The organism is Pantoea eucrina (assembly GCF_001691555.1).
Lineage (GTDB): Bacteria > Pseudomonadota > Gammaproteobacteria > Enterobacterales > Enterobacteriaceae > Pantoea > Pantoea borealis.
Genome location: NZ_MAYN01000008.1, coordinates 1232682 through 1250554, shown reverse-complemented (window position 1 = coordinate 1250554; position 17873 = coordinate 1232682). Strand labels below are relative to the sequence as shown.

Annotated in this window: 19 protein-coding genes and 1 pseudogene; 12 read left to right on the top strand and 8 right to left on the bottom strand. The window is 58.0% G+C overall.

Going from position 1 to position 17873, the window contains the following annotated elements:
• Positions 1 to 30 precede the first annotated feature (30 nt).
• Entirely contained in the window at positions 31 to 1389 is a 1359-nt protein-coding gene (gene guaD / locus BBA90_RS12055) for a guanine deaminase (protein ID WP_065649349.1), read from the bottom strand.
• Between the two features lie 300 nt (positions 1390 to 1689).
• Here guaD and ydfG point away from each other — a divergent pair, with 300 nt between their 5' ends.
• A complete protein-coding gene (gene ydfG / locus BBA90_RS12045; protein WP_065649347.1) occupies positions 1690 to 2439 on the top strand; it encodes a bifunctional NADP-dependent 3-hydroxy acid dehydrogenase/3-hydroxypropionate dehydrogenase YdfG in 750 nt (249 codons plus the stop codon).
• A 41-nt stretch (positions 2440 to 2480) separates the two neighbouring features.
• On the opposite strand, the gene BBA90_RS12040 is transcribed toward ydfG, so the two are convergent.
• Positions 2481 to 2810 (bottom strand): YnfA family protein, encoded by a 330-nt coding sequence (locus BBA90_RS12040; RefSeq protein ID WP_075050743.1) that lies wholly within the window; start codon positions 2808 to 2810, stop codon positions 2481 to 2483.
• A gap of 127 nt (positions 2811 to 2937) precedes the next feature.
• Between BBA90_RS12040 and BBA90_RS12035 the strand changes: the two genes are divergently transcribed.
• A complete protein-coding gene (locus tag BBA90_RS12035; protein WP_065649346.1) occupies positions 2938 to 3273 on the top strand; it encodes a DUF1283 family protein in 336 nt (111 codons plus the stop codon).
• Between the two features lie 51 nt (positions 3274 to 3324).
• Positions 3325 to 3621: a DUF1161 domain-containing protein gene (locus BBA90_RS12030; protein ID WP_065649345.1), complete on the top strand. Its 297-nt coding sequence runs from the start codon at positions 3325 to 3327 to the stop codon at positions 3619 to 3621.
• Between the two features lie 38 nt (positions 3622 to 3659).
• Here the strand turns inward: BBA90_RS12030 and BBA90_RS12025 are convergent, their stop codons facing one another.
• The gene (locus tag BBA90_RS12025; RefSeq protein ID WP_065649344.1) at positions 3660 to 5120 is read right to left on the bottom strand and encodes an MDR family MFS transporter; all 1461 of its coding nucleotides are present in this window, start codon (positions 5118 to 5120) and stop codon (positions 3660 to 3662) included.
• A 364-nt stretch (positions 5121 to 5484) separates the two neighbouring features.
• On the opposite strand from BBA90_RS12025, the gene BBA90_RS12020 reads away from it, so the two are divergent.
• From BBA90_RS12020 to osmV, 4 genes are read left to right on the top strand one after another with little or no spacing between them, the layout of a single operon-like run.
• Positions 5485 to 6201, top strand: coding sequence for an ABC transporter permease (locus BBA90_RS12020; protein WP_065649343.1), 717 nt, complete (start codon positions 5485 to 5487; stop codon positions 6199 to 6201).
• Positions 6202 to 6219: 18 nt separating this feature from the next.
• Positions 6220 to 7146 carry a glycine betaine ABC transporter substrate-binding protein gene (locus BBA90_RS12015; protein ID WP_065649342.1) on the top strand — a complete coding sequence of 309 codons (927 nt, stop codon included), beginning with the start codon at positions 6220 to 6222 and terminating at the stop codon, positions 7144 to 7146.
• Between the two features lie 9 nt (positions 7147 to 7155).
• On the top strand, positions 7156 to 7806 hold the full coding sequence (osmW, locus tag BBA90_RS12010; RefSeq protein WP_065649341.1) for an osmoprotectant ABC transporter permease OsmW: 651 nt from the start codon (positions 7156 to 7158) through the stop codon (positions 7804 to 7806).
• The gene (gene osmV / locus BBA90_RS12005) at positions 7803 to 8939 is read left to right on the top strand and encodes an osmoprotectant ABC transporter ATP-binding protein OsmV (RefSeq protein ID WP_065649340.1); all 1137 of its coding nucleotides are present in this window, start codon (positions 7803 to 7805) and stop codon (positions 8937 to 8939) included. Before osmW ends, osmV begins: the two co-directional genes overlap by 4 nt.
• Before the next feature lie 117 nt (positions 8940 to 9056).
• Here osmV and bioD read toward each other — a convergent pair whose 3' ends face one another.
• From bioD to BBA90_RS11990, 3 genes are all read right to left on the bottom strand, one after another.
• Positions 9057 to 9761 carry a dethiobiotin synthase gene (bioD, locus tag BBA90_RS12000; RefSeq protein WP_065649339.1) on the bottom strand — a complete coding sequence of 235 codons (705 nt, stop codon included), beginning with the start codon at positions 9759 to 9761 and terminating at the stop codon, positions 9057 to 9059.
• Between the two features lie 108 nt (positions 9762 to 9869).
• Positions 9870 to 11087: a sugar metabolism global transcriptional regulator Mlc gene (gene mlc / locus BBA90_RS11995; RefSeq protein WP_065649338.1), complete on the bottom strand. Its 1218-nt coding sequence runs from the start codon at positions 11085 to 11087 to the stop codon at positions 9870 to 9872.
• Positions 11088 to 11222: 135 nt separating this feature from the next.
• Positions 11223 to 12119, bottom strand: a complete 897-nt coding sequence (locus BBA90_RS11990) for a LysR family transcriptional regulator (RefSeq protein ID WP_065649337.1) — start codon at positions 12117 to 12119, stop codon at positions 11223 to 11225.
• 92 nt (positions 12120 to 12211) lie between these two features.
• Here BBA90_RS11990 and BBA90_RS11985 point away from each other — a divergent pair, with 92 nt between their 5' ends.
• The 5 genes from BBA90_RS11985 (at position 12212) to BBA90_RS19175 (ending at position 15834) form a co-directional block, all read left to right on the top strand.
• Entirely contained in the window at positions 12212 to 13453 is a 1242-nt protein-coding gene (locus BBA90_RS11985; protein ID WP_065649336.1) for an MFS transporter, read from the top strand.
• A gap of 147 nt (positions 13454 to 13600) precedes the next feature.
• Positions 13601 to 13852 (top strand): hypothetical protein, encoded by a 252-nt coding sequence (locus BBA90_RS11980; protein ID WP_065649335.1) that lies wholly within the window; start codon positions 13601 to 13603, stop codon positions 13850 to 13852.
• Positions 13853 to 14096: 244 nt separating this feature from the next.
• Positions 14097 to 15281 carry a sugar transporter gene (locus tag BBA90_RS11975; RefSeq protein WP_065650469.1) on the top strand — a complete coding sequence of 395 codons (1185 nt, stop codon included), beginning with the start codon at positions 14097 to 14099 and terminating at the stop codon, positions 15279 to 15281.
• A 118-nt stretch (positions 15282 to 15399) separates the two neighbouring features.
• Entirely contained in the window at positions 15400 to 15723 is a 324-nt protein-coding gene (locus BBA90_RS11970) for a hypothetical protein (RefSeq protein WP_065649334.1), read from the top strand.
• Positions 15724 to 15735: 12 nt separating this feature from the next.
• The gene (locus tag BBA90_RS19175) at positions 15736 to 15834 is read left to right on the top strand and encodes a YoaK family small membrane protein (protein WP_139074195.1); all 99 of its coding nucleotides are present in this window, start codon (positions 15736 to 15738) and stop codon (positions 15832 to 15834) included.
• A 50-nt stretch (positions 15835 to 15884) separates the two neighbouring features.
• Here BBA90_RS19175 and BBA90_RS11965 read toward each other — a convergent pair whose 3' ends face one another.
• Both BBA90_RS11965 and BBA90_RS11960 read right to left on the bottom strand, forming a co-directional pair.
• Entirely contained in the window at positions 15885 to 17159 is a 1275-nt protein-coding gene (locus BBA90_RS11965) for an MFS transporter (protein ID WP_065649333.1), read from the bottom strand.
• A pseudogene (locus BBA90_RS11960) lies at positions 17156 to 17873 on the bottom strand (M20 peptidase family dipeptidase); the annotation flags it as partial. The gene BBA90_RS11965 and the pseudogene BBA90_RS11960, both read right to left, overlap by 4 nt.

The window sequence follows — 17873 nt, the reverse complement described above, 5'->3', positions numbered from 1 at the left end:
AACGCCGCAAAAGCCTGCGGCAGAGAGCCTTTATCCTGGCACGCCGGTTTGCGGGCAACAACTCTGCACGCTGTCAGTCGTCTCTTTTTGCCACACCGGCCGGCCGTTTACCCAGGTCTGCGCAATGTTGCGATCGTCGCCAAGCGTCATCAGGACAAACAGCTGCTCGAAGATATCTTTACTGTTGCCATGACGCAGCTGCTGCAGCGGTGATACTGCCGGATCCAGCACGACAAAATCGGCCTCTTTACCGGGAGTAAAGTTGCCGATTTTCTCATCGAGATCCAGCGCCTGCGCTCCGCCAAGCGTGGCGCGATACAGCGCTTCACAGGCGGTCAGCTTATAGTGCTGCAGCTGCCCCACTTTATACGCTTCGCCCAGCGTCTGCAGCAGGTTGAACGTGGTGCCTGCGCCGACATCGGTACCGATCCCCATGCGCACGTTCTCCTGCCAGCAGCGTTTGAGATCAAACAGCCCGCTGCCAAGAAACAGATTTGAAGTAGGACAAAACGCGATGGCTGAACCGGTGTCGTGCAGGCACTGCCACTCATGATCCTGCAGATGCAGGCAGTGGGCAAATACGCTGCGTGCGCCCGTGAGCTGGTAGTGGTGATAGACATCGAGATAGCCGTTGCGCTCGGGAAAAAGCTCTCTGACCCACGCCACCTCCTGCGGATTTTCACTCAGGTGCGTATGCAGCCAGGTATCGGGAAACTCAGTTCGCAGCTGGCGCACCCGTTCCAGCAGCTGTGGCGAAGAGGTCGGCGCAAAGCGTGGCGTCAGCGCATAGCCAAGACGGCCGCGCCGGTGCCAGCGCGCTATCAGCGCCCGCGTCTGCTGATAACTCGTTTCGGGCGTTTCGGTAAGGTAGTCGGGCGCGTTGCGATCCATCATCACTTTACCGGCAATGAGCCGCATGCTGAGCCGCTCTGCCGCGCTGAACAGCGCCTCAACCGACTGCGGATGCACCGTGCCGAACACCAGCGCGGTAGTGGTACCGTTAGCCAGCAGCTGCTGCAGGAAAAAAGCGGACATCTTTGCCGCATGGGTGGCACAGTGATACTGCTGCTCGACCGGAAAGGTATAGGTATTCAGCCAGGTCAGCAGCTGTTCACCGAACGCCCCCATCATTTCCGTCTGCGGATAGTGAATATGGGTATCGATAAACCCCGGCACAATCAGCTTACCGCGCAGATCCGTTACCTGCCTGTGGTCAACCTGATGCGCCGCGCTGCTCCAGCTTTGCAGGCTGACAATTTTTCCTGCACGCAGTGTCAGCACGCCATCAGCAAGATAGCGTGCGGCGTCACTCAGCGCCTCCGGCTGGTCCACCGTGCGGGTAAAATCAAAAAAACTGGCGCGCAGCAGCGTCTCATTGTCAGCGTTCATAGCTCATCCTCTCAGTAAGATAAACCGATAGTGCAAAGGCTGTGCCACCTCTGAATTATTCATCCAAATCATGAGGTTAGATAAACATTAAAAGCAAACGAATGCGCAACCGATTACGCCGCTTTGCACCGTGTTCAGATGCCGGGCGCAACGACTTACTCTGTCCCGTTACGCCTCATCACGGTGCAGCCCTGCACCCGGTTAATGCACACCGGCGGCAGACTGCTTTTTTTCAGCAGGCAGGAAGTGATGGTGATATGGTTAACGCGGACTACCTGAAAACAGTTAAGGAACAGTGAGATGATTATTTTTGTTACCGGTGCTACTGCGGGTTTTGGTGAAAGTATCACCCGCCGCTTCATTGCCACAGGCCATAAAGTGATCGCCAGCGGACGGCGCGCTGAACGACTGCAGGCGCTGAAGGATGAGCTGGGTGAAAACCTCTATACCGTTCAGCTTGATGTGCGCGATCGTGCCGCAATCGATGACATTGTGGCTGCGCTTCCGGCTGAATGGCGCACTATTGATGTACTGGTCAACAACGCGGGCCTGGCGCTGGGCACTGAGCCGGCTCACAAAGCCAGTGTCGATGACTGGGATAACATGATCGATACCAATACAAAAGGCCTGGTATACATGACCCGGGCGCTGCTGCCCGCCATGGTAGAGCGCAACGTCGGACATATCGTGAACATCGGTTCAATTGCCGGCAGCTGGCCCTATGCGGGCGGCAACGTTTATGGCGCAACCAAAGCATTTGTGCGTCAGTTCAGCCTGAATCTGCGGACCGATCTGCACGGCACCGCGCTGCGTGTGACCGATATTGAGCCAGGCCTGGTTGGCGGAACGGAGTTTTCTAACGTGCGCTTCAAAGGCGATGACGATCGCGCCGGCGCCGTGTATGAAGGCACGACAGCACTAACCGCGGAAGATGTTACCGAAGCGGTTTACTGGGTTACCACGCTGCCAGCGCATGTGAACATCAATACGCTGGAGATCATGCCGGTCAGCCAGACCACTGCCGGCCTGAAAGTGCATAAAGCGCACTGATTTTATGTGACAGCGTCACTTGTCTCTGCCGGGTGACGCTGTCAGGCTTTTCCCCAGCCTGTCACCATAATCAGCATGCCGCACAGCGCTATCAGCGCGCCAGTCCAGTCCCATGCGCTCAGGCGTACCCCATCTACCACCCGCAGCCAGATCAGAGCCGTAAACACATAGACGCCTCCGTATGCCGCATATACCCGTCCGCTTGCTGCCGGATGCAGCGTGAGCAGCCAGACAAACAGCGCCAGACTGGCGGTGGCAGGCAGCAGCAGCCATGCGCTCATTCCTTTACGCAGCCAGAGCCAGGGCAGGAAACAGCCAGTGATCTCTGCAACCGCCGTAATGAAAAACAATAGTGTGGTCTGGATCAGCATAACCCTGCTCTCTGTTACCTCAACAAACTGCACACCGCTGGTGAGCAGTAAAAGCGCGATGATATACTAGGGGCTGTTACAGAGACAGCCTCCTATGGCTGACCGGGTCTGACTGAAGGACAACACCATGAAAAATTATGCTTCTGTTCTGTTTACGGCGTTACTGTCGGCCAGTGTGCTGTTGACCGCTCCCCTTGCCATCGCGCGCACCGATCGCCTGATTGTGGAAGATGGCAACAGTGCGGCCAGCAACGAAGCCGCGCGCCAGAGTAAAGAGCAGTGGAACGATACCCGCAATCTGCGCAGCAAAATTAATACCCGGACAGAGAAAGAGTTTGATAAAGCAGACCGCGCGTTTGATACCCGCGACGCCTGCGACAAGAGCTATAACGTTAACGCTTACTGGGAAGAGAATACCCTGCGCTGCCTTGATCGCCGGACCGGTCGCCCGGTCGCGCCGTAACGCAGCTGTGCTGCTATAGTGTTCAGAGAGACAGTCAACAAGGAGTTAGCGATGAAAAAGGGTTCTCTGGTACTGCTGCTGGGTGCTATGACGCTGCCGCTGATGGCTCAGGCCTCCTGCGACAGCGTTCGTGCCGATATCAGCAAAAAAATTGTCAGCAACGGCGTGGCGGAGTCAGATTTTACGCTGGACATCGTGCCAAACGATCAGGCCGATCAGGCGGGTGGTCAGGTGGTCGGCCACTGTGAAAACGATACGCAAAAAATTGTTTATAAAAAGAATATGCGGGATGCAGACGGCAGCGCGCCCGACAGCGCCGGCAGCTCGCAGGATATGTCAGCGCAGTAACCGCAACCGGGGCAGCGTCTGCCCCGGTTTTTCACCTGTTATTCCGTCTCCGGCCGCTGACGCGGCATCAGCCAGGCGATCCACACCGTCAGCAGCGCAATCAGCAAGGCCACGATAAATACCCAGTGCAGCGAGGCTGCAATCTCAGTTGTCCAGAGCTGCAGTTCTGCCACCGGCAGCGCCTCACGACTCTCCGGCGACATGATTTTTTGCATGGGATCGTTCGCCTGCGGCAGCCGCTGCGCCAGGTTGATATTTAAAACCGCCCCCATCAGAGCGGTTCCCAGCGCCGAACCCAGCATCCGGCTGAACATAATGGAAGCAGTGCAGATACCGCGGATCTCATATTGCGCATGGTTTTGTACGGAGACCAGAAATGTGGTGCTGGTCATGCCCATGCCGGTGCCGATAACAAAGGCCGTGAAGCCCGCCTGCAGTACGGAGCTGTCTGCATGGAGCAGCAGCAGCAACGCGCTGCCGGCAATCAGTAACAGTGCGCCGAGCTGAGCGGTAAAGCGGTAAGAGGTTACGAGCATCAGGCGACCGCTCAGCGTACTGGCAATCGGCCAGCCGATTGACATCATCGCCAGCGCACTACCCGCCTGCAGCGGCGTGCCGCCGGTGATCCCCTGGATCCAGGTTGGCAGAAACGCGCTGATACCCATCATGGTTGCACCAATAATCAGGTTACCGGCATTGCCCGCCACAATCAGGCGGCTGCGCCACAGCGCGAGCGGGAAGAGCGGCGCCGCCGTCTGCTGCTCGTGCCGTTTAAGACGCCAGCCAGCCACGCCTGCCAGCAGCAGGAAGAGCAGCAGCCAGTAGCCGAGCGCTTCCGCCTGCAGCAGCGCCACCAGCAGCGCGGTGACGCTGATCATCAGCCAGCAGCTGCCGGTGATATTCAGCGCACCTGACACAGAGGCCTGGCGTGCGGGAAGGAAGCGCGCCAGCAGCAGCATTGAGATCAGGCCTACCGGTACATTGACCCAGAATATCACCGCCCAGCTGAAATGCTGCACCAGCCACGCGCCGCTAAGCGGCCCGATAATCGCCGCCACGCCCCAGACGCTGGAGAGCCAGCCCTGCACAGTGGCGCGTTCACGCGGGGAATAGATATCCGCCACAATAGTGGTGGTCAGCGGCATGATTGCGCCTGCCCCCAGCCCCTGAAACGCGCGAAACAGAATGAGCCATGTCATGGTATGGGCAAAGCCGCACAGCACTGAGCCGAACAAAAACAGCGACACTCCGACAAAAAAGAGCCGCTTACGTCCCCATATATCGGCTAAACGCCCATAAAGCGGCACGCTGACCGCCTGTGTCAGCAGATAAATAGAAAACACCCAGCCAAACTGCGCAAAGCCGCCAAGATCGGCAATTATCGTGGGCATGGCCGTGGCGACAATAGTGACCTCAATCGCGGCCATAAACATCGCCAGCATACAGGCAAACAGGATCCATGGACGATGGCTGCGCAAAACTTCAGCGTGCTCTGACATAACGCTCCTTATACCGGTTAATCTTTTGGTTCAGCCACACAATGCGCCAGCCAGCGTTTATGTGACAGGGTAACCTTTTTCGATGAGTTTTTTTTATTGTCATAGCATCCCATATCCCGCGCGGGCTGCATGCCGTTTTGCCCGCACCCTACCCGCTGTTTTTTGCGCTAAATGCTGGCTTTGCCGATCAGAGATTGCTATAGATTTTTAGCCGTACGGTTAATTACATGTGAATTTACGAAGCTTTAGCGCGGTCAATCTGCCTTTTAACCATAAAATTTTGCTATCGAACGCGGCCCCTTATCCTGCCGCTCAGCAGAGCAATCATAGCTGATTGTTGTATTTATTCAGGGAGAAAACGGTTATGCCTCACGCATCGCTGATCCGGCGCACCGGATTGGCTCTTCTCACACTTTTAGTACTCGTCGCGCTGCTGGTCTGGGGACTCGGTCCGGATACGCTGCGTGCCCGCCAGACCGATCTGATTTATCTCGGTCAGCAGCATCTCTGGCTGGTTTTCTGGTCCATGCTCTGCGCACTGCTGGTGGGGATCCCTTCCGGGATTGTGCTGAGCCGTCCTTTTGCACGACGCCGGGCTGAATATGTTATGCAGATATTCAACGTAGGCAATACCCTCCCGCCTCTGGCCGTGCTGGCGCTGGCCATGGTGGTTGTGGGCATCGGTGAACAGCCGGCGCTGATTGCCCTGTTCCTCGCCTCGCTGCTGCCCATTGTGCGCAATACCTATGCCGGCCTGTGCGCGGTCCCCCCTGCGCTGATTGAAGCGGCAAAAGGCATTGGCATGACCCGCCTGCAGCGGCTGCGCCAGGTTGAGCTGCCGGACGCGCTGCCGGTGATATTGGCCGGGGTGCGCATCGCCACAGCGATTAACGTCGGCACCGCGCCGCTGGCCTTTTTGATAGGCGCGAGCAGCTACGGCGAACTGATTTTCCCCGGAATTTATCTGAACGATTTCCCGACGCTGATTCTGGGCGCGGCCGCCACCGCGCTGATAGCCCTGATCCTGGATATGCTGCTGGCCGCGCTGGGCCGCATTCTTTCGCCACACGCTGCAACTTAACCCATGGAGCACGTTTTGATGATCCTCACCAGGCCGCTTTCCCGCTGGCTGCGCAATGCTGTGCTGGCGCTGAGCACTGCGCTGCTGCTGACTCAGTCAGCAATGGCTGCTGCGCCCGTTACGCTCTCCACCAAAAGCTTTACTGAACAACATATTTTGTCTGCCCTGACCGTTTTATGGCTGCAGAAAAACGGATTTAAGATCATCCCAAAGACCAATATTGCCACCACCATCAGCCGTAATGCCATGATCAATAAACAGATTGATATGACATGGGAATATACCGGCACCTCGCTCATTATTTTTAACCATATCAGTAAGCCCATGTCCCCTGAGCAGGCGTGGGCGACAGTGAAAAAGCTCGATGCAAAACAGGGGCTGGTCTGGCTTAAACCGGCACCCATGAACAATACCTACGCTTTCGCCATGCAGCGATGTCGCGCAGAGCAGGAGGGTATTACCACCCTGTCGCAGCTGGTCAGCAAAATGGAACAGGTGCGCAGGAACGATCCGGAGCATAACTGGCGGCTGGGGCTGGATCTGGAATTTGCGGGCCGCTCCGATGGACTGAAGCCGTTGCAAAAAGTTTATCAGCTACCGCTGGATCGTCCGCAAATTCGCCAGATGGACCCCGGACTGGTCTATAACGCAGTGCGTGACGGGTTTGTGGACGCTGGTCTGATCTACACCACCGATGGCCGGGTGAAGGGCTTTGACCTGCTGGTATTACAGGATGATAAGCACTTCTTTCCCAGTTACAACGTCACGCCCGTGGTGCGTGAAGAGGTGCTCGCTGCCCATCCGGGCCTGGAGAAAGCGCTGAATCAGCTTTCAGCCTTAATCACTGATGACGCCATCTCAGAAATGAATAAGCGAGTGGATATCGACCATCAGTCACCCGCTCAGGTTGCCCGCGATTTTCTCCAGTCCCGCAACATGCTGTAAGGAGACACCATGGATACCCTGTATTACATCACTGACAACTGGCAGATGCTGCTGGGCCTGACGTGGCAGCACACCTGGCTGGTGCTGGTGGCGGTTGGCTTTGCCATCCTCGCTGGCGTGCCGCTGGGCATTTTGATTGTACGCGTTAAATGGCTGGCGACGCCGGTGCTGGGCATTGCCACTATTGTGCTGACTATCCCTACCATCGCGCTGTTCGGGCTAATGATCCCGCTTTTTTCACTGATCGGCCAGGGCATCGGCGCCCTGCCTGCGATTACGGCTGTGTTTCTCTATTCGCTGCTGCCTATTGTGCGTAATACCCACACGGCGCTGGAAAATCTGCCCTCCGGGCTGCGCGAAGCGGGACGCGGTATCGGTATGACCTTCTGGCAGCGGCTGCGCTGGGTAGAGATCCCGATGGCGCTGCCGGTGATTTTTGGCGGTATCCGTACGGCGGTGGTCATGAACGTTGGCGTCATGGCGATCGCCGCCGTTATCGGTGCGGGTGGTCTCGGATTGCAGCTGCTGGATGGCATCGGCGGTAGCGATGTGCGCATGCTGATTGCCGGCGCGCTGATGATCTGCCTGCTGGCTATCTTTCTTGACTGGCTGCTGCACCGGCTGCAGCTGGCCCTGACCCCAAAGGGGATTCGCGAATGATTAAACTGGAAAACCTGACGAAAACTTTTACGCAGAAAAATGGCACGGCCTTTAATGCGGTAGATAACGTCAGCCTGCACGTACCGGCAGGCGAAATGTGCGTGCTGCTGGGCCCTTCCGGCTGTGGCAAAACCACCACGCTGAAGATGATCAACCGCCTGATACCGGCCAGCGGCGGCCGGATTTATATCAACGGAGAGGATACCAGCGGTCAGGACACGGTGACGCTGCGGCGTAATATTGGCTATGTGATCCAGCAGATTGGTTTGTTCCCGAACATGACGATTGAGGAGAATATTACGGTGGTGCCCCGCATGCTGGGCTGGGATAAAAAGCGCTGCCGCGAAAGAGCCACGGAGCTGATGAGCATGGTGGCGCTGGACCCGACTAAGTTTTTACATCGCTACCCGCGTGAAATGTCCGGCGGTCAGCAGCAGCGCATTGGCGTTATCCGGGCACTGGCTGCCGATCCACCGGTGCTGCTGATGGATGAGCCTTTTGGCGCCGTCGACCCGATAAACCGTGAAGCGATCCAGAATGAGTTTCTTGAGATGCAGCGCCAGCTGAAAAAAACGGTCATGCTGGTCAGCCACGATATCGATGAAGCGTTAAAGCTCGGCGATCGCATTGCGGTATTTGGTCAGGGAAAAATCGTGCAGTGCGCCAGCCCGGATGAGCTGCTGGCAAAACCCGCAAACGACTTTGTCGGATCCTTTGTCGGTCAGGATCGCACCCTTAAACGCCTGCTGCTGGTACAGGCAGGCGACGTTACCGACCAGCAGCCTGCCATTACCGTACGCCGCAGCACGCCGCTTATGGAGGCATTTACCACCATGGATGACAACGATATGCGTTCAGTCACCGTGGTCGATGAGGATGACAGGCCGCTTGGTTTTGTGAAGCGTCGCGAGGCGCGCGGTGCCGCCGGCCACTGCGGGGAGAGGCTGCACCACTTTCGCGTCACCGGCAAAGCTGAAGAGAACCTGCGCGTGGTGCTGTCAAAACTGTATGAGCATAACACCGTCTGGATGCCGATTGTCGATGAGAATGGCCGCTACAGCGGCGAAATCTCACAGGATTATATCGCGGACTATCTTAGTTCAGGCCGGACCCGCCGCCGCCTTAATCCCTGACGTGGCGTGCGCCTGAACCGGCGCACGCGCCCTGTTCCGCCCTTCTGCCCGCTGCAAATTTGCCGGCAGAAGCAGACGCAGCAGGGAGAGTCTGCAGAGCTGGATACGCATGTTGTTTTATACGGCGGCGCTGTGTGCACTGGCTGAGTGCACCGACGGCCCGATTAACGCGCCGGGATTGATATAACGGGTCAGATCGCGCTGTTCAGCGCGCGGGAGATAAGGCAGCTCTCCCAGTAGCGGCGCCTTGAGCCGGTCGCTCAGCACGCTGACAATCTCAGCGTAATGGGCAAGGCCCGGATTAATACGGTTTGCGACCCAGCCTGCCAGCGTCAGCCCGTCATGCACAATCGCCTCCGCCGTCAGCAGCGCATGATTGATGCACCCCGTTTTGATCCCTACGACCAGCACGACCGGCAGCTGCTGTTGCTGTACCCAGCTGGCGAGTGGCTGCCGATCGTTCATCAGGCTGCGCCAGCCGCCTGTGCCCTCAACGATCACATATCCGGCCTGCGCCTGCAGCTCTGCCAGACGCCGGTCAAGCAACGCGTAGTCGACGGGCTGCAGGATGCCCGCGCCGGCCTCATTTTCCGTCAGTATAACCGGATTAACAGCCGGATAGCTCAGCGTCAGCCCTGACGCCTGCTGCAGCAGTTCTGCATCGCGGTTACGCAATCCTTCCGGCGTGGCGCGCGCCTCTTTTGCCACAGGTTTAAAACCTGCGGCGCAGATGTTTGCCTGCGCCAGCGATTGCAGCAGCGCGCATGCAACGACCGTTTTTCCTGCTCCGGTATCCGTAGCCGTGACAAATAACGTGTTCACCTGTTCCACTCCTTCCAGTAAGCAGCCTGGGTAGCCTGCGAAGAAGGCAGTGTAGATAATTGACGCAGCAGGCAGTTTGCGTTAGCGCAAACTTAAGGTGAGCTGCAGTTATCCCTGCAGCAGTTTGATCAGCAGATGACCGTTATAAAGAGCATCTTTGATGAGCGCTGCAGCTCCCAGCGTACCGGGATCGTCCATTAACGCAGGCACCAGCTCAAGATCGCGGCTGTAAGCGGGCAGCGCCTGCTGGCGGATAGTGCTGCTTACAGCAGGAAAAAGGACATCTGCGGCCTGATTGAGTGGTGAACCGATAAGAATTTTTTGCGGGTTGAAAATATTCACCATCATCGCCAGCATGCGTCCGACGTGATGGCCGACGCCGGCAATCGCATCATGTGCCAGCCGGTCTCCCTGCTGCGCAGCACGGCAGAGGTTTTCCAGCGTCAGCGGCTGCTGATGCAGCGGGCTGTCAGACTGCAGAGCGAGTCGCTGCCGGACCAGCTGCAGCAGGCTGGCGGTGCTGGCTACCGTCTCCAGACAGCCGTGGTTGCCGCAGTAGCACTGCTGGCCCCACGGATCGATCTGCGTATGCCCTATCTCTACCAGCGCCCGACCGCTTTTGTGCAGCAGCTGACCGCCGCTGATAACGCCTGCGCCTACGGTCTCATCAATCACAATCTGAATGACATCCTGCGCGCCGCGCGACGCGCCAAACAGCGCCTCTGCCAGCGTCCACGCTGAAATGTCATGCTGCACAAACACCGGCAGGCCGGAGCGCTGCGCCAGCGTTTCACCAAGCGGCATATCCTGTACGTCATAGCCCGGCATGCGATGGACCACGCCGGAAGCCGCATTAATCAGACCAGGGGCAGTGATAGCGATAGCCGTCAGACGCTCCAGCCGCTGCTGATGACGGATAAAGAACGCATCCACCAGCGTCTGCAGCGTCTGCAGCAGCGGCACGTCAGAGACCACGGGCAGCGGCAGACGATCCTCTTCCAGCGCGCGGCTGCTTAAATCGCGCAGCGTCAGCGTCACCACGCCGGGCTGAATGCGTATCGCCAGGTAGTGCCACGCCAGCGTATCCAGTACGAGGCCGATCGCCGGGCGGCCGCGACTGCCTGGCTCCTGAAACTCCGTTTCCTGTACCAGATGCGCATCCAGCATTTCACGTACAATTTTGGTGATGCTGGCGGGAGCCAGCTGCGCCCGCTTCGAGAGTTCAATACGTGATATCGGCCCATACTGGTCAATCAGACGATAGACTACGCCTGCATTAGTCTGTTTGATGTGGTCAATATGACCCGGCTGACTCTCCCGATTCACACCCTGCTCCCGGATATTTTCGCGCTTCTAAATAAACATTCGCTATGGTGAGGTACTTTGCCGGAGAGCGTTAACTATTTGGCTGAAAATGTGACTGGTCGCACAGATTGCCATAACCAGTCTGCCGGCATTGCGTCAGATTTCAGCGTTTTCCAGCATCAGCGCCTGCATATTGCGCATCTGCGCGGAGGGTTCCCGCAGCGCCGGCCAGACCAGCCAGACTTCCGAGCGCGCATCATGCTCCTCCAGCGGGATCCAGACCAGATCGGCCAGACGGGCCCGGGCAAAAGCGGCGGGCAAGACAGAGATCCCCAGCCCGGTTGCGACCAGGCCCAGAATTGTCATCGCCTCACCGGCCTCCTGCGTAACAACCGGGCTGACGTGATAGCGATGCAGCAGCGCCAGAATGTCACCGTAGAGCGCCGTACCGCTTTGCGCGTCAAAGAAAATAAACGGCTCCCCGGCCAGGGCGCGTACGGAGAGACTGCGGTGTTTCGCCAGCGCATGATCGCGGTGCATCACGGCATACAATGGCTCGCGCAGCAGCAGCTGGTAATGCAGATCTGCCGGCAGCGGCGTATTACGCATCACACCAAGATCGAGCTGGCCATCAAGCAGCGGCGTCAGCTGCTGGCGGGTGTTGTACTCCTGCATATGAATATGCACTTCCGGCCAGCGCTGGCGAAAACGAAACAGCGCGTCTGAAACCAGCCCGGTAAAAGGCGCGGATGAGGTAAAACCGATGCGCAGCTCGCCCTGCTGGCCCTGATGAATGCGTGCAGCCCGGTCCGCACTCTGGTTCACCTGCAGCAGAATAGCGCGCGCATCCTGCAGGAAAGCGGCACCGGCGGGCGTCAGCTGTACGCTGCGATTGGTGCGCACCAGCAGACGGGCCTGAATGCTCTGCTCCAGCTGCTGGATCTGCTGGCTGAGCGGTGGCTGAGAAATATTGAGACGTCGTGCCGCGCGGCCAAAATGCAGCTCCTCAGCAACAGCGATAAAATAACGCAGGTGACGCAGCTCAATATTCATATTTTTAACATATCAGTTGAGATGATTAATATATTGTACATCTCATTCACCGCTTCTTACAGTAAGGTATTCTCTCTGAACAAGGACACCCTGTGAGCCGCCTTACCTCGCTGTTCGTGCGTGACAATCCCGATTTCACTGCCGGCGCCGCCACCTCCCGCATCGGGCGTGAATCACCGCAGTTCCTGCCGGTAACGCTGGCGCTGTTTTCTGCCGGCCTGGCCACCTTTGCGCTGCTCTATTGTGTTCAGCCTATTCTGCCGGTTCTGTCTCAGCAATTCGGCATCACGCCGGCACAAAGCAGTATTTCGCTGTCGCTCTCTACCGGTTTAATGGCGCTGGGTCTGCTGTTTACCGGTCCGCTCTCAGACGCTATCGGTCGTAAGCCGGTAATGGTGACGGCGCTGATGCTGGGGGCATTATGTACGCTGTTATCGGCCATGATGCACAGCTGGCACGCCATTCTGCTGATGCGTGCGCTGATCGGCCTGTCGCTCAGCGGCGTGGCCGCCGTCGGTATGACTTACCTCAGTGAAGAGATGCACCCCCGGGTGGTGGCTTTTTCTATGGGGCTCTATATCAGCGGTAACTCTATTGGCGGCATGAGCGGGCGCCTGCTCACCGGGGTCATCACCGATTTTTATTCATGGCGTATCGCCATTGGTGTCGTGGGTTGCTGCTCGCTGGCGGCGGCACTGATGTTCTGGAAAATCCTGCCCGCTTCACGTCACTTTCGCCCCGCCTCGCTCCGTCCGCGTCATCTGATGATCAACTTCCGCCTGCACTGGCGCGACGGCGGGCTGCCGCTGCTGTTTGCAGAAGCGTTTCTGCTGATGGGCGCGTTTGTCACCCTGTTTAACTATATTGGCTACCGGCTGCTGGGAGCACCGTGGGCTCTCAGCCAGGCGGTAGTGGGATTACTGTCGCTGGTTTATCTCACCGGCTCCTGGAGTTCCCCCAAAGCAGGGGCCATGACCAGCCGCTTTGGGCGCGGGCCGGTCATGCTGAGCGCTATCGCCATTATGCTGGCCGGGCTGCTGCTGACGCTGGCACCCGCCTTATGGATAATCATTCCTGGTATGATGCTCTTTACCGCCGGTTTTTTTGCCGCACACGCCGTGGCCAGCGGCTGGGTGGGCACGCGTGCCCGGCGCGCCAGAGGCCAGGCCTCTTCGCTTTATCTGTTCAGCTACTATGCGGGATCCAGTCTGGCCGGTACGGCCGGCGGCCTGTTCTGGCATCGTTACGGCTGGCCGGGCGTCACGCTGTTTATTACGCTGCTATTACTTCTGGCGCTGCTCACCGGCTATCTGCTGTTGCGTCGCCGTCTCTGATCCGCTTTTATAGCCGGGCGAAGCGTCCCGGCTCCGTTTTTACCGCCTTTCTCCAGGTCCACCTGAAACAAAACTGCAATTCATCGTTATAATCTTTTCTATTCCAATAATAGTAAGACGTTTTTTTTTACAGCAATGAGGTGGTTAATGGCGCTTTTTTATTATGTCGATAAACATGCCGGTTATAACGACAATCATGTGGTGCACGCAAAAGGCTGCCCGTTCCTGCCAGCCGACCCTGCCCGGCGCTTTCTTGGCACCTTTTATGCCCCGAACGCCGCCATTCAGCAGGCGCGTAAATTTTACCCGGGCGCCATGGGCTGCGAGCAGTGCTGTCCGGTGGGCGTAAAAAAAAACCTGAATCACTGCAATAGCGTGGCCCTGAAACATATGGTGTGACTCTGATAATTCTGGTCTGAAGTGATGCTGCCATGAAAAGAGCGTTATGCCGTCGCTCTGGCAGCCCTGCGCCACGCTCACTTTCCCGCCTGCGGCTGATGCCGGTTGTAAACAGAGGAATAAAAAAGCCTTAGCAGGTTTCCATCTGCCGGTTCATCAGCCACAATAGAGTTAATTTGTGACGCAGATCACCTTCGAGGCGTCTCTGCTCCCGTTAACCTGCTGTCTGACTAATTTAAACTTCATGCAAACTTCTACCGTTTCCCGTAAAACAGCCTGGCTACGCGTTGTCCTGCTGGCCATTGCGGCGTTTGTCTTTAACACCACTGAATTTGTCCCGGTGGGCCTGCTTTCCGATATTGCAGCAAGCTTTTCGATGAAAACGGCCGATGTGGGTATCATGCTCACCATTTATGCTTGGGTAGTGGCGCTGCTGTCGCTGCCGCTGATGCTGCTGACGCGTAACGTTGAGCGGCGTCTGCTGCTGGCGGTTCTGTTTATTCTCTTTACCGGCAGCCATGTGCTTTCTGCATTTGCATGGGACTTCCGCTCTCTGGTGGTTTCCCGTATCGGCATTGCGCTGTCGCACGCTGTGTTCTGGTCGATCACCGCCTCGCTTGCCATCCGGGTGGCCCCGGCAGGTAAGAAAACGCAGGCGCTCAGTATGCTTGCGACCGGAACCGCACTGGCAATGGTGCTGGGGGTTCCCATCGGGCGCGTGATCGGACAGTACCTCGGCTGGCGCACAACATTTGGCATGATTGGCCTCTCGGCACTGGTACTGATGATCCTGCTGGTGCGCGTATTACCGCGTCTGCCAAGCGAACATACCGGCTCACTCAGCAGCGTGCCAATGCTGTTCCGCCGTCCGGCGCTGGTCACGATGTATCTGCTGGTGACGCTGGTGGTCACGGCACATTACACCGCTTACAGCTATATTGAGCCCTTTATGCAGGTCGTGGCGAACGCAGATGCCAATTTTACCACCCTGCTGCTGCTGCTGTTCGGCTCTGCGGGTATTCTCGGCAGTATTCTGTTCAGTACGCTGGGTAACCGCTTCCCCTCCGCGCTGTTAATCGCTGCCATTGCGCTGATCACGCTGTGTATGGGGCTGCTGATCTTTGCTGCGGTGCGCCCGACCGCCATTATTACCCTCTGTATTATCTGGGGCATGGCGATGATGATGATCGGTCTGGCGATGCAGGTTCGCGTGTTGTCACTGGCCCCGGACGCCACTGATGTCGCGATGTCGCTCTTCTCCGGAATTTATAATATCGGTATCGGAGCCGGTGCGCTGCTCGGCAACCAGGTCAGCCAGCATCTGCAGCTTTCGGATGTGGGCAACGTCGGAGCGCTGATAGGGCTCTTCTCGCTGTTCTGGTGCGTGGCGATTTTCCGCCGCTATCCGCAGTTACGCTCAAATGGCTAGCTGACTGACCGGCAGCAGCAGGGACGCACGCTGCCGGATCCCGCTTTTATACATCACGCCTCGCATCCTGTCCGTTTTGCCCTTTATAATCGGGCTGACGCTCTTCGCAGGGACGGTTATGAACAGTAAACGATTAACGCTGGTTCTGTCGCGCGCCGTCAGCCAGGTCATGCTGGATGATATCCGGGCGATTGTGCCAGCCGCTGCGCTGAGCGTTTTTATCAATACGCTGGATGACACCCGCTATGCAACGGTTGATTGCCTTCAGAACGAAGAGAACTGTGCGCTGCTGGCATCTGCGATTGTGGTCTGGCGTCAGCTCGGGCACATTCAGCACATCGATTACTATAAAGGCGATCGCCTGCGGCAGATCGCGGGTGCCACGCAGTTTGAACTGTTCAGCATAATGAAAACGCATCGCGCGCTGCTCAGGCTCGCTTAATAAGGATTGGCTATGAAGATTGGTTTACTGTTTCCCATTGCTATTATCGTTGCCGGCGTAACGTTTCTGGCCTGGTTTATCGCCAGCGGCGCAGCCATGCCGGGATCGTAAACGACACTGCGGCGCCGCGGGCAAAGCCAGGCAAAAATGTGGCAACGGCGTTAACGTATATGCTTCTGGCTGAAGAGTAAGGCTGCCCCGCTCAGCAGCGACATCGCCATCAGATAATAGCCCGGTGCCAGGCTGGTTCCCGTCCAGCTGATCAGCAAAGTACAGATCAGTGGCGCGAAGCCGCCAAAAACCGTAACGGCAATGTTATAGCTGATCGCCATACCGCTGGCGCGCGTGCCCGCAGGAAAGAGATCGGCCATCACCGAGGGCACCACAGAGAAGTAGACCGACTTCAGCAGCGCCATCCAGCAGACCAGCAGAATCAGCGTGACCGGCGTGGTATGGTTCGCTAACAGCCGGAACGCCGGCCAGATAGTGACCATTAACAGTATCAGCGATCCCCACATCAGCGGCGCCCGGCCAATGCGCTCGGCCCATAGCCCCATCAGCGGTGTCATCAGCGTCAGGATCACCCCGCCCAGCAGCGTAGCGGTGAAGGCCACGGTGCCTGACAGATGCAGATTTTTCGTCGCCCAGGTCGGCACATAGTTCAGCATGTAGTTGACCGCAGTTGAGATCACCATCAGGCCAATGGCCAGCAGCATCAGCTGCTTCTGACGCCCGAACAGGCGTTTCAGCGGTGCGGGCTCCGGCGGGCGGTCAGCAAAGCTTGCGGGTTCATGCACATGGCGTCGGATATAAAGGCCCAGCGGGCCAATCAGCAGCCCAAAGGCAAACGGAATACGCCAGCCCCACGCCTGCATTTCACTTTCGGTCAGCAGCTGCGTCAGACCCAGACCAAACGCCGAGGCCATCAGCGTACTGGCTCCCTGGGTTGCGAACTGCCAGCTGGCGATAAAGGCTTTACGCTCAGGATAGTGCTCAACCAGAAAGGCCGTTGAGCTGCCAAATTCGCCGCCAGCTGAGAATCCCTGAATCAGCCGCGCGGCCAGGATCAGCAGCGGGGCCAGCAACCCGATGTGCGCGTAGCCCGGCATAAAAGTAATGATCGCCCCGCCCAGCATCATCAGATTAATTGAGAGCAGCAGCGCCCGCTTGCGTCCGTGACGATCGGCGTAGTTACCCAGCACGATTGCCCCCAGCGGGCGGATCAGAAAGGAGACGCCAAAACTGCCAAAGGTCAGCAGCAGCGAAACCGCCGGATCGCTGACCGGAAAAAAGGTATGGGCGATATAGCTCGCAAAAAATCCATACACCGCAATATCAAACCACTCCAGTGCATTGCCGATGCAGGTGGCAAACAGCGTTTTATGCAGCGCAGGTTTGCTCTCCGCAAGCGTTACGGCCGGGTTCAGGCTGCTCATTGCGCTTCTCCTGCTCTGGCACGATCCCGGGCGATGAGTGCGTCGCCCCGCTCGCCCAGATCCCACAGCAGCGCGGTCATGATCTGCAACCCTTCACGCGCGACTGGCGTCAGCAGATGCTCATTGACGCCATGCTGTCCGCAGGCCGGATAGGAGTGCGGCACCCAGAGCGTCGGCAAACCCAGAATATCTGCAAACACATCATTGGGCAGCGATCCGCCCAGGTTCGGCAGCAATGCCGGAGGCTGTTCACACAGCGTCGCCATCGTGTCCAGCACCCACTCCACCAGCGGATCGGTCGGATCAAACCGGGTCGCAGGCGATCCGTGCAGCACCTCAACCTCAACGTCGGTAAATCCGGCGGCGGCGAGATGGGCAGTCACATGCTCCCCCAGCCGCTGCCAGTCGGTACCCACCACGAAGCGTAGCTGGCACACCGCAGTGGCGCTGGCGGGAATGGCATTCATCGGCCGCGCCGGGTTGCCGGTGATAAAGGTCAGCACCTCCATCGTGTTCCAGCCATAGAGGCGCTCGGCAGGCGTCAGCCCCGGTTCCCCCCAGTCGCGCGCCAGCGCCGGATCGCCCGGCATGCCGCCCACGCGGATGCTGCTCAGGATCGCACGCACTTCTGGCGTCAGCGAATCAGGCTTCAGCGCGGCGACCTGCAGCTCGCCTCTGGCGCCGATCAGCGCGGCAATCGCATGGGCCAGTCGG

Coding starts and splice junctions, on each gene's coding strand:
- guaD (WP_065649349.1), bottom strand. CDS start 1,389: ATGAACGCTGACAATGAGACGCTGCTGCGCGCCAGTTTTTTTGATTTT.
- ydfG (WP_065649347.1), top strand. CDS start 1,690: ATGATTATTTTTGTTACCGGTGCTACTGCGGGTTTTGGTGAAAGTATC.
- BBA90_RS12040 (WP_075050743.1), bottom strand. CDS start 2,810: ATGCTGATCCAGACCACACTATTGTTTTTCATTACGGCGGTTGCAGAG.
- BBA90_RS12035 (WP_065649346.1), top strand. CDS start 2,938: ATGAAAAATTATGCTTCTGTTCTGTTTACGGCGTTACTGTCGGCCAGT.
- BBA90_RS12030 (WP_065649345.1), top strand. CDS start 3,325: ATGAAAAAGGGTTCTCTGGTACTGCTGCTGGGTGCTATGACGCTGCCG.
- BBA90_RS12025 (WP_065649344.1), bottom strand. CDS start 5,120: ATGTCAGAGCACGCTGAAGTTTTGCGCAGCCATCGTCCATGGATCCTG.
- BBA90_RS12020 (WP_065649343.1), top strand. CDS start 5,485: ATGCCTCACGCATCGCTGATCCGGCGCACCGGATTGGCTCTTCTCACA.
- BBA90_RS12015 (WP_065649342.1), top strand. CDS start 6,220: ATGATCCTCACCAGGCCGCTTTCCCGCTGGCTGCGCAATGCTGTGCTG.
- osmW (WP_065649341.1), top strand. CDS start 7,156: ATGGATACCCTGTATTACATCACTGACAACTGGCAGATGCTGCTGGGC.
- osmV (WP_065649340.1), top strand. CDS start 7,803: ATGATTAAACTGGAAAACCTGACGAAAACTTTTACGCAGAAAAATGGC.
- BBA90_RS11990 (WP_065649337.1), bottom strand. CDS start 12,119: ATGAATATTGAGCTGCGTCACCTGCGTTATTTTATCGCTGTTGCTGAG.
- BBA90_RS11980 (WP_065649335.1), top strand. CDS start 13,601: ATGGCGCTTTTTTATTATGTCGATAAACATGCCGGTTATAACGACAAT.
- BBA90_RS11975 (WP_065650469.1), top strand. CDS start 14,097: ATGCAAACTTCTACCGTTTCCCGTAAAACAGCCTGGCTACGCGTTGTC.
- BBA90_RS11970 (WP_065649334.1), top strand. CDS start 15,400: ATGAACAGTAAACGATTAACGCTGGTTCTGTCGCGCGCCGTCAGCCAG.
- BBA90_RS19175 (WP_139074195.1), top strand. CDS start 15,736: ATGAAGATTGGTTTACTGTTTCCCATTGCTATTATCGTTGCCGGCGTA.
- BBA90_RS11965 (WP_065649333.1), bottom strand. CDS start 17,159: ATGAGCAGCCTGAACCCGGCCGTAACGCTTGCGGAGAGCAAACCTGCG.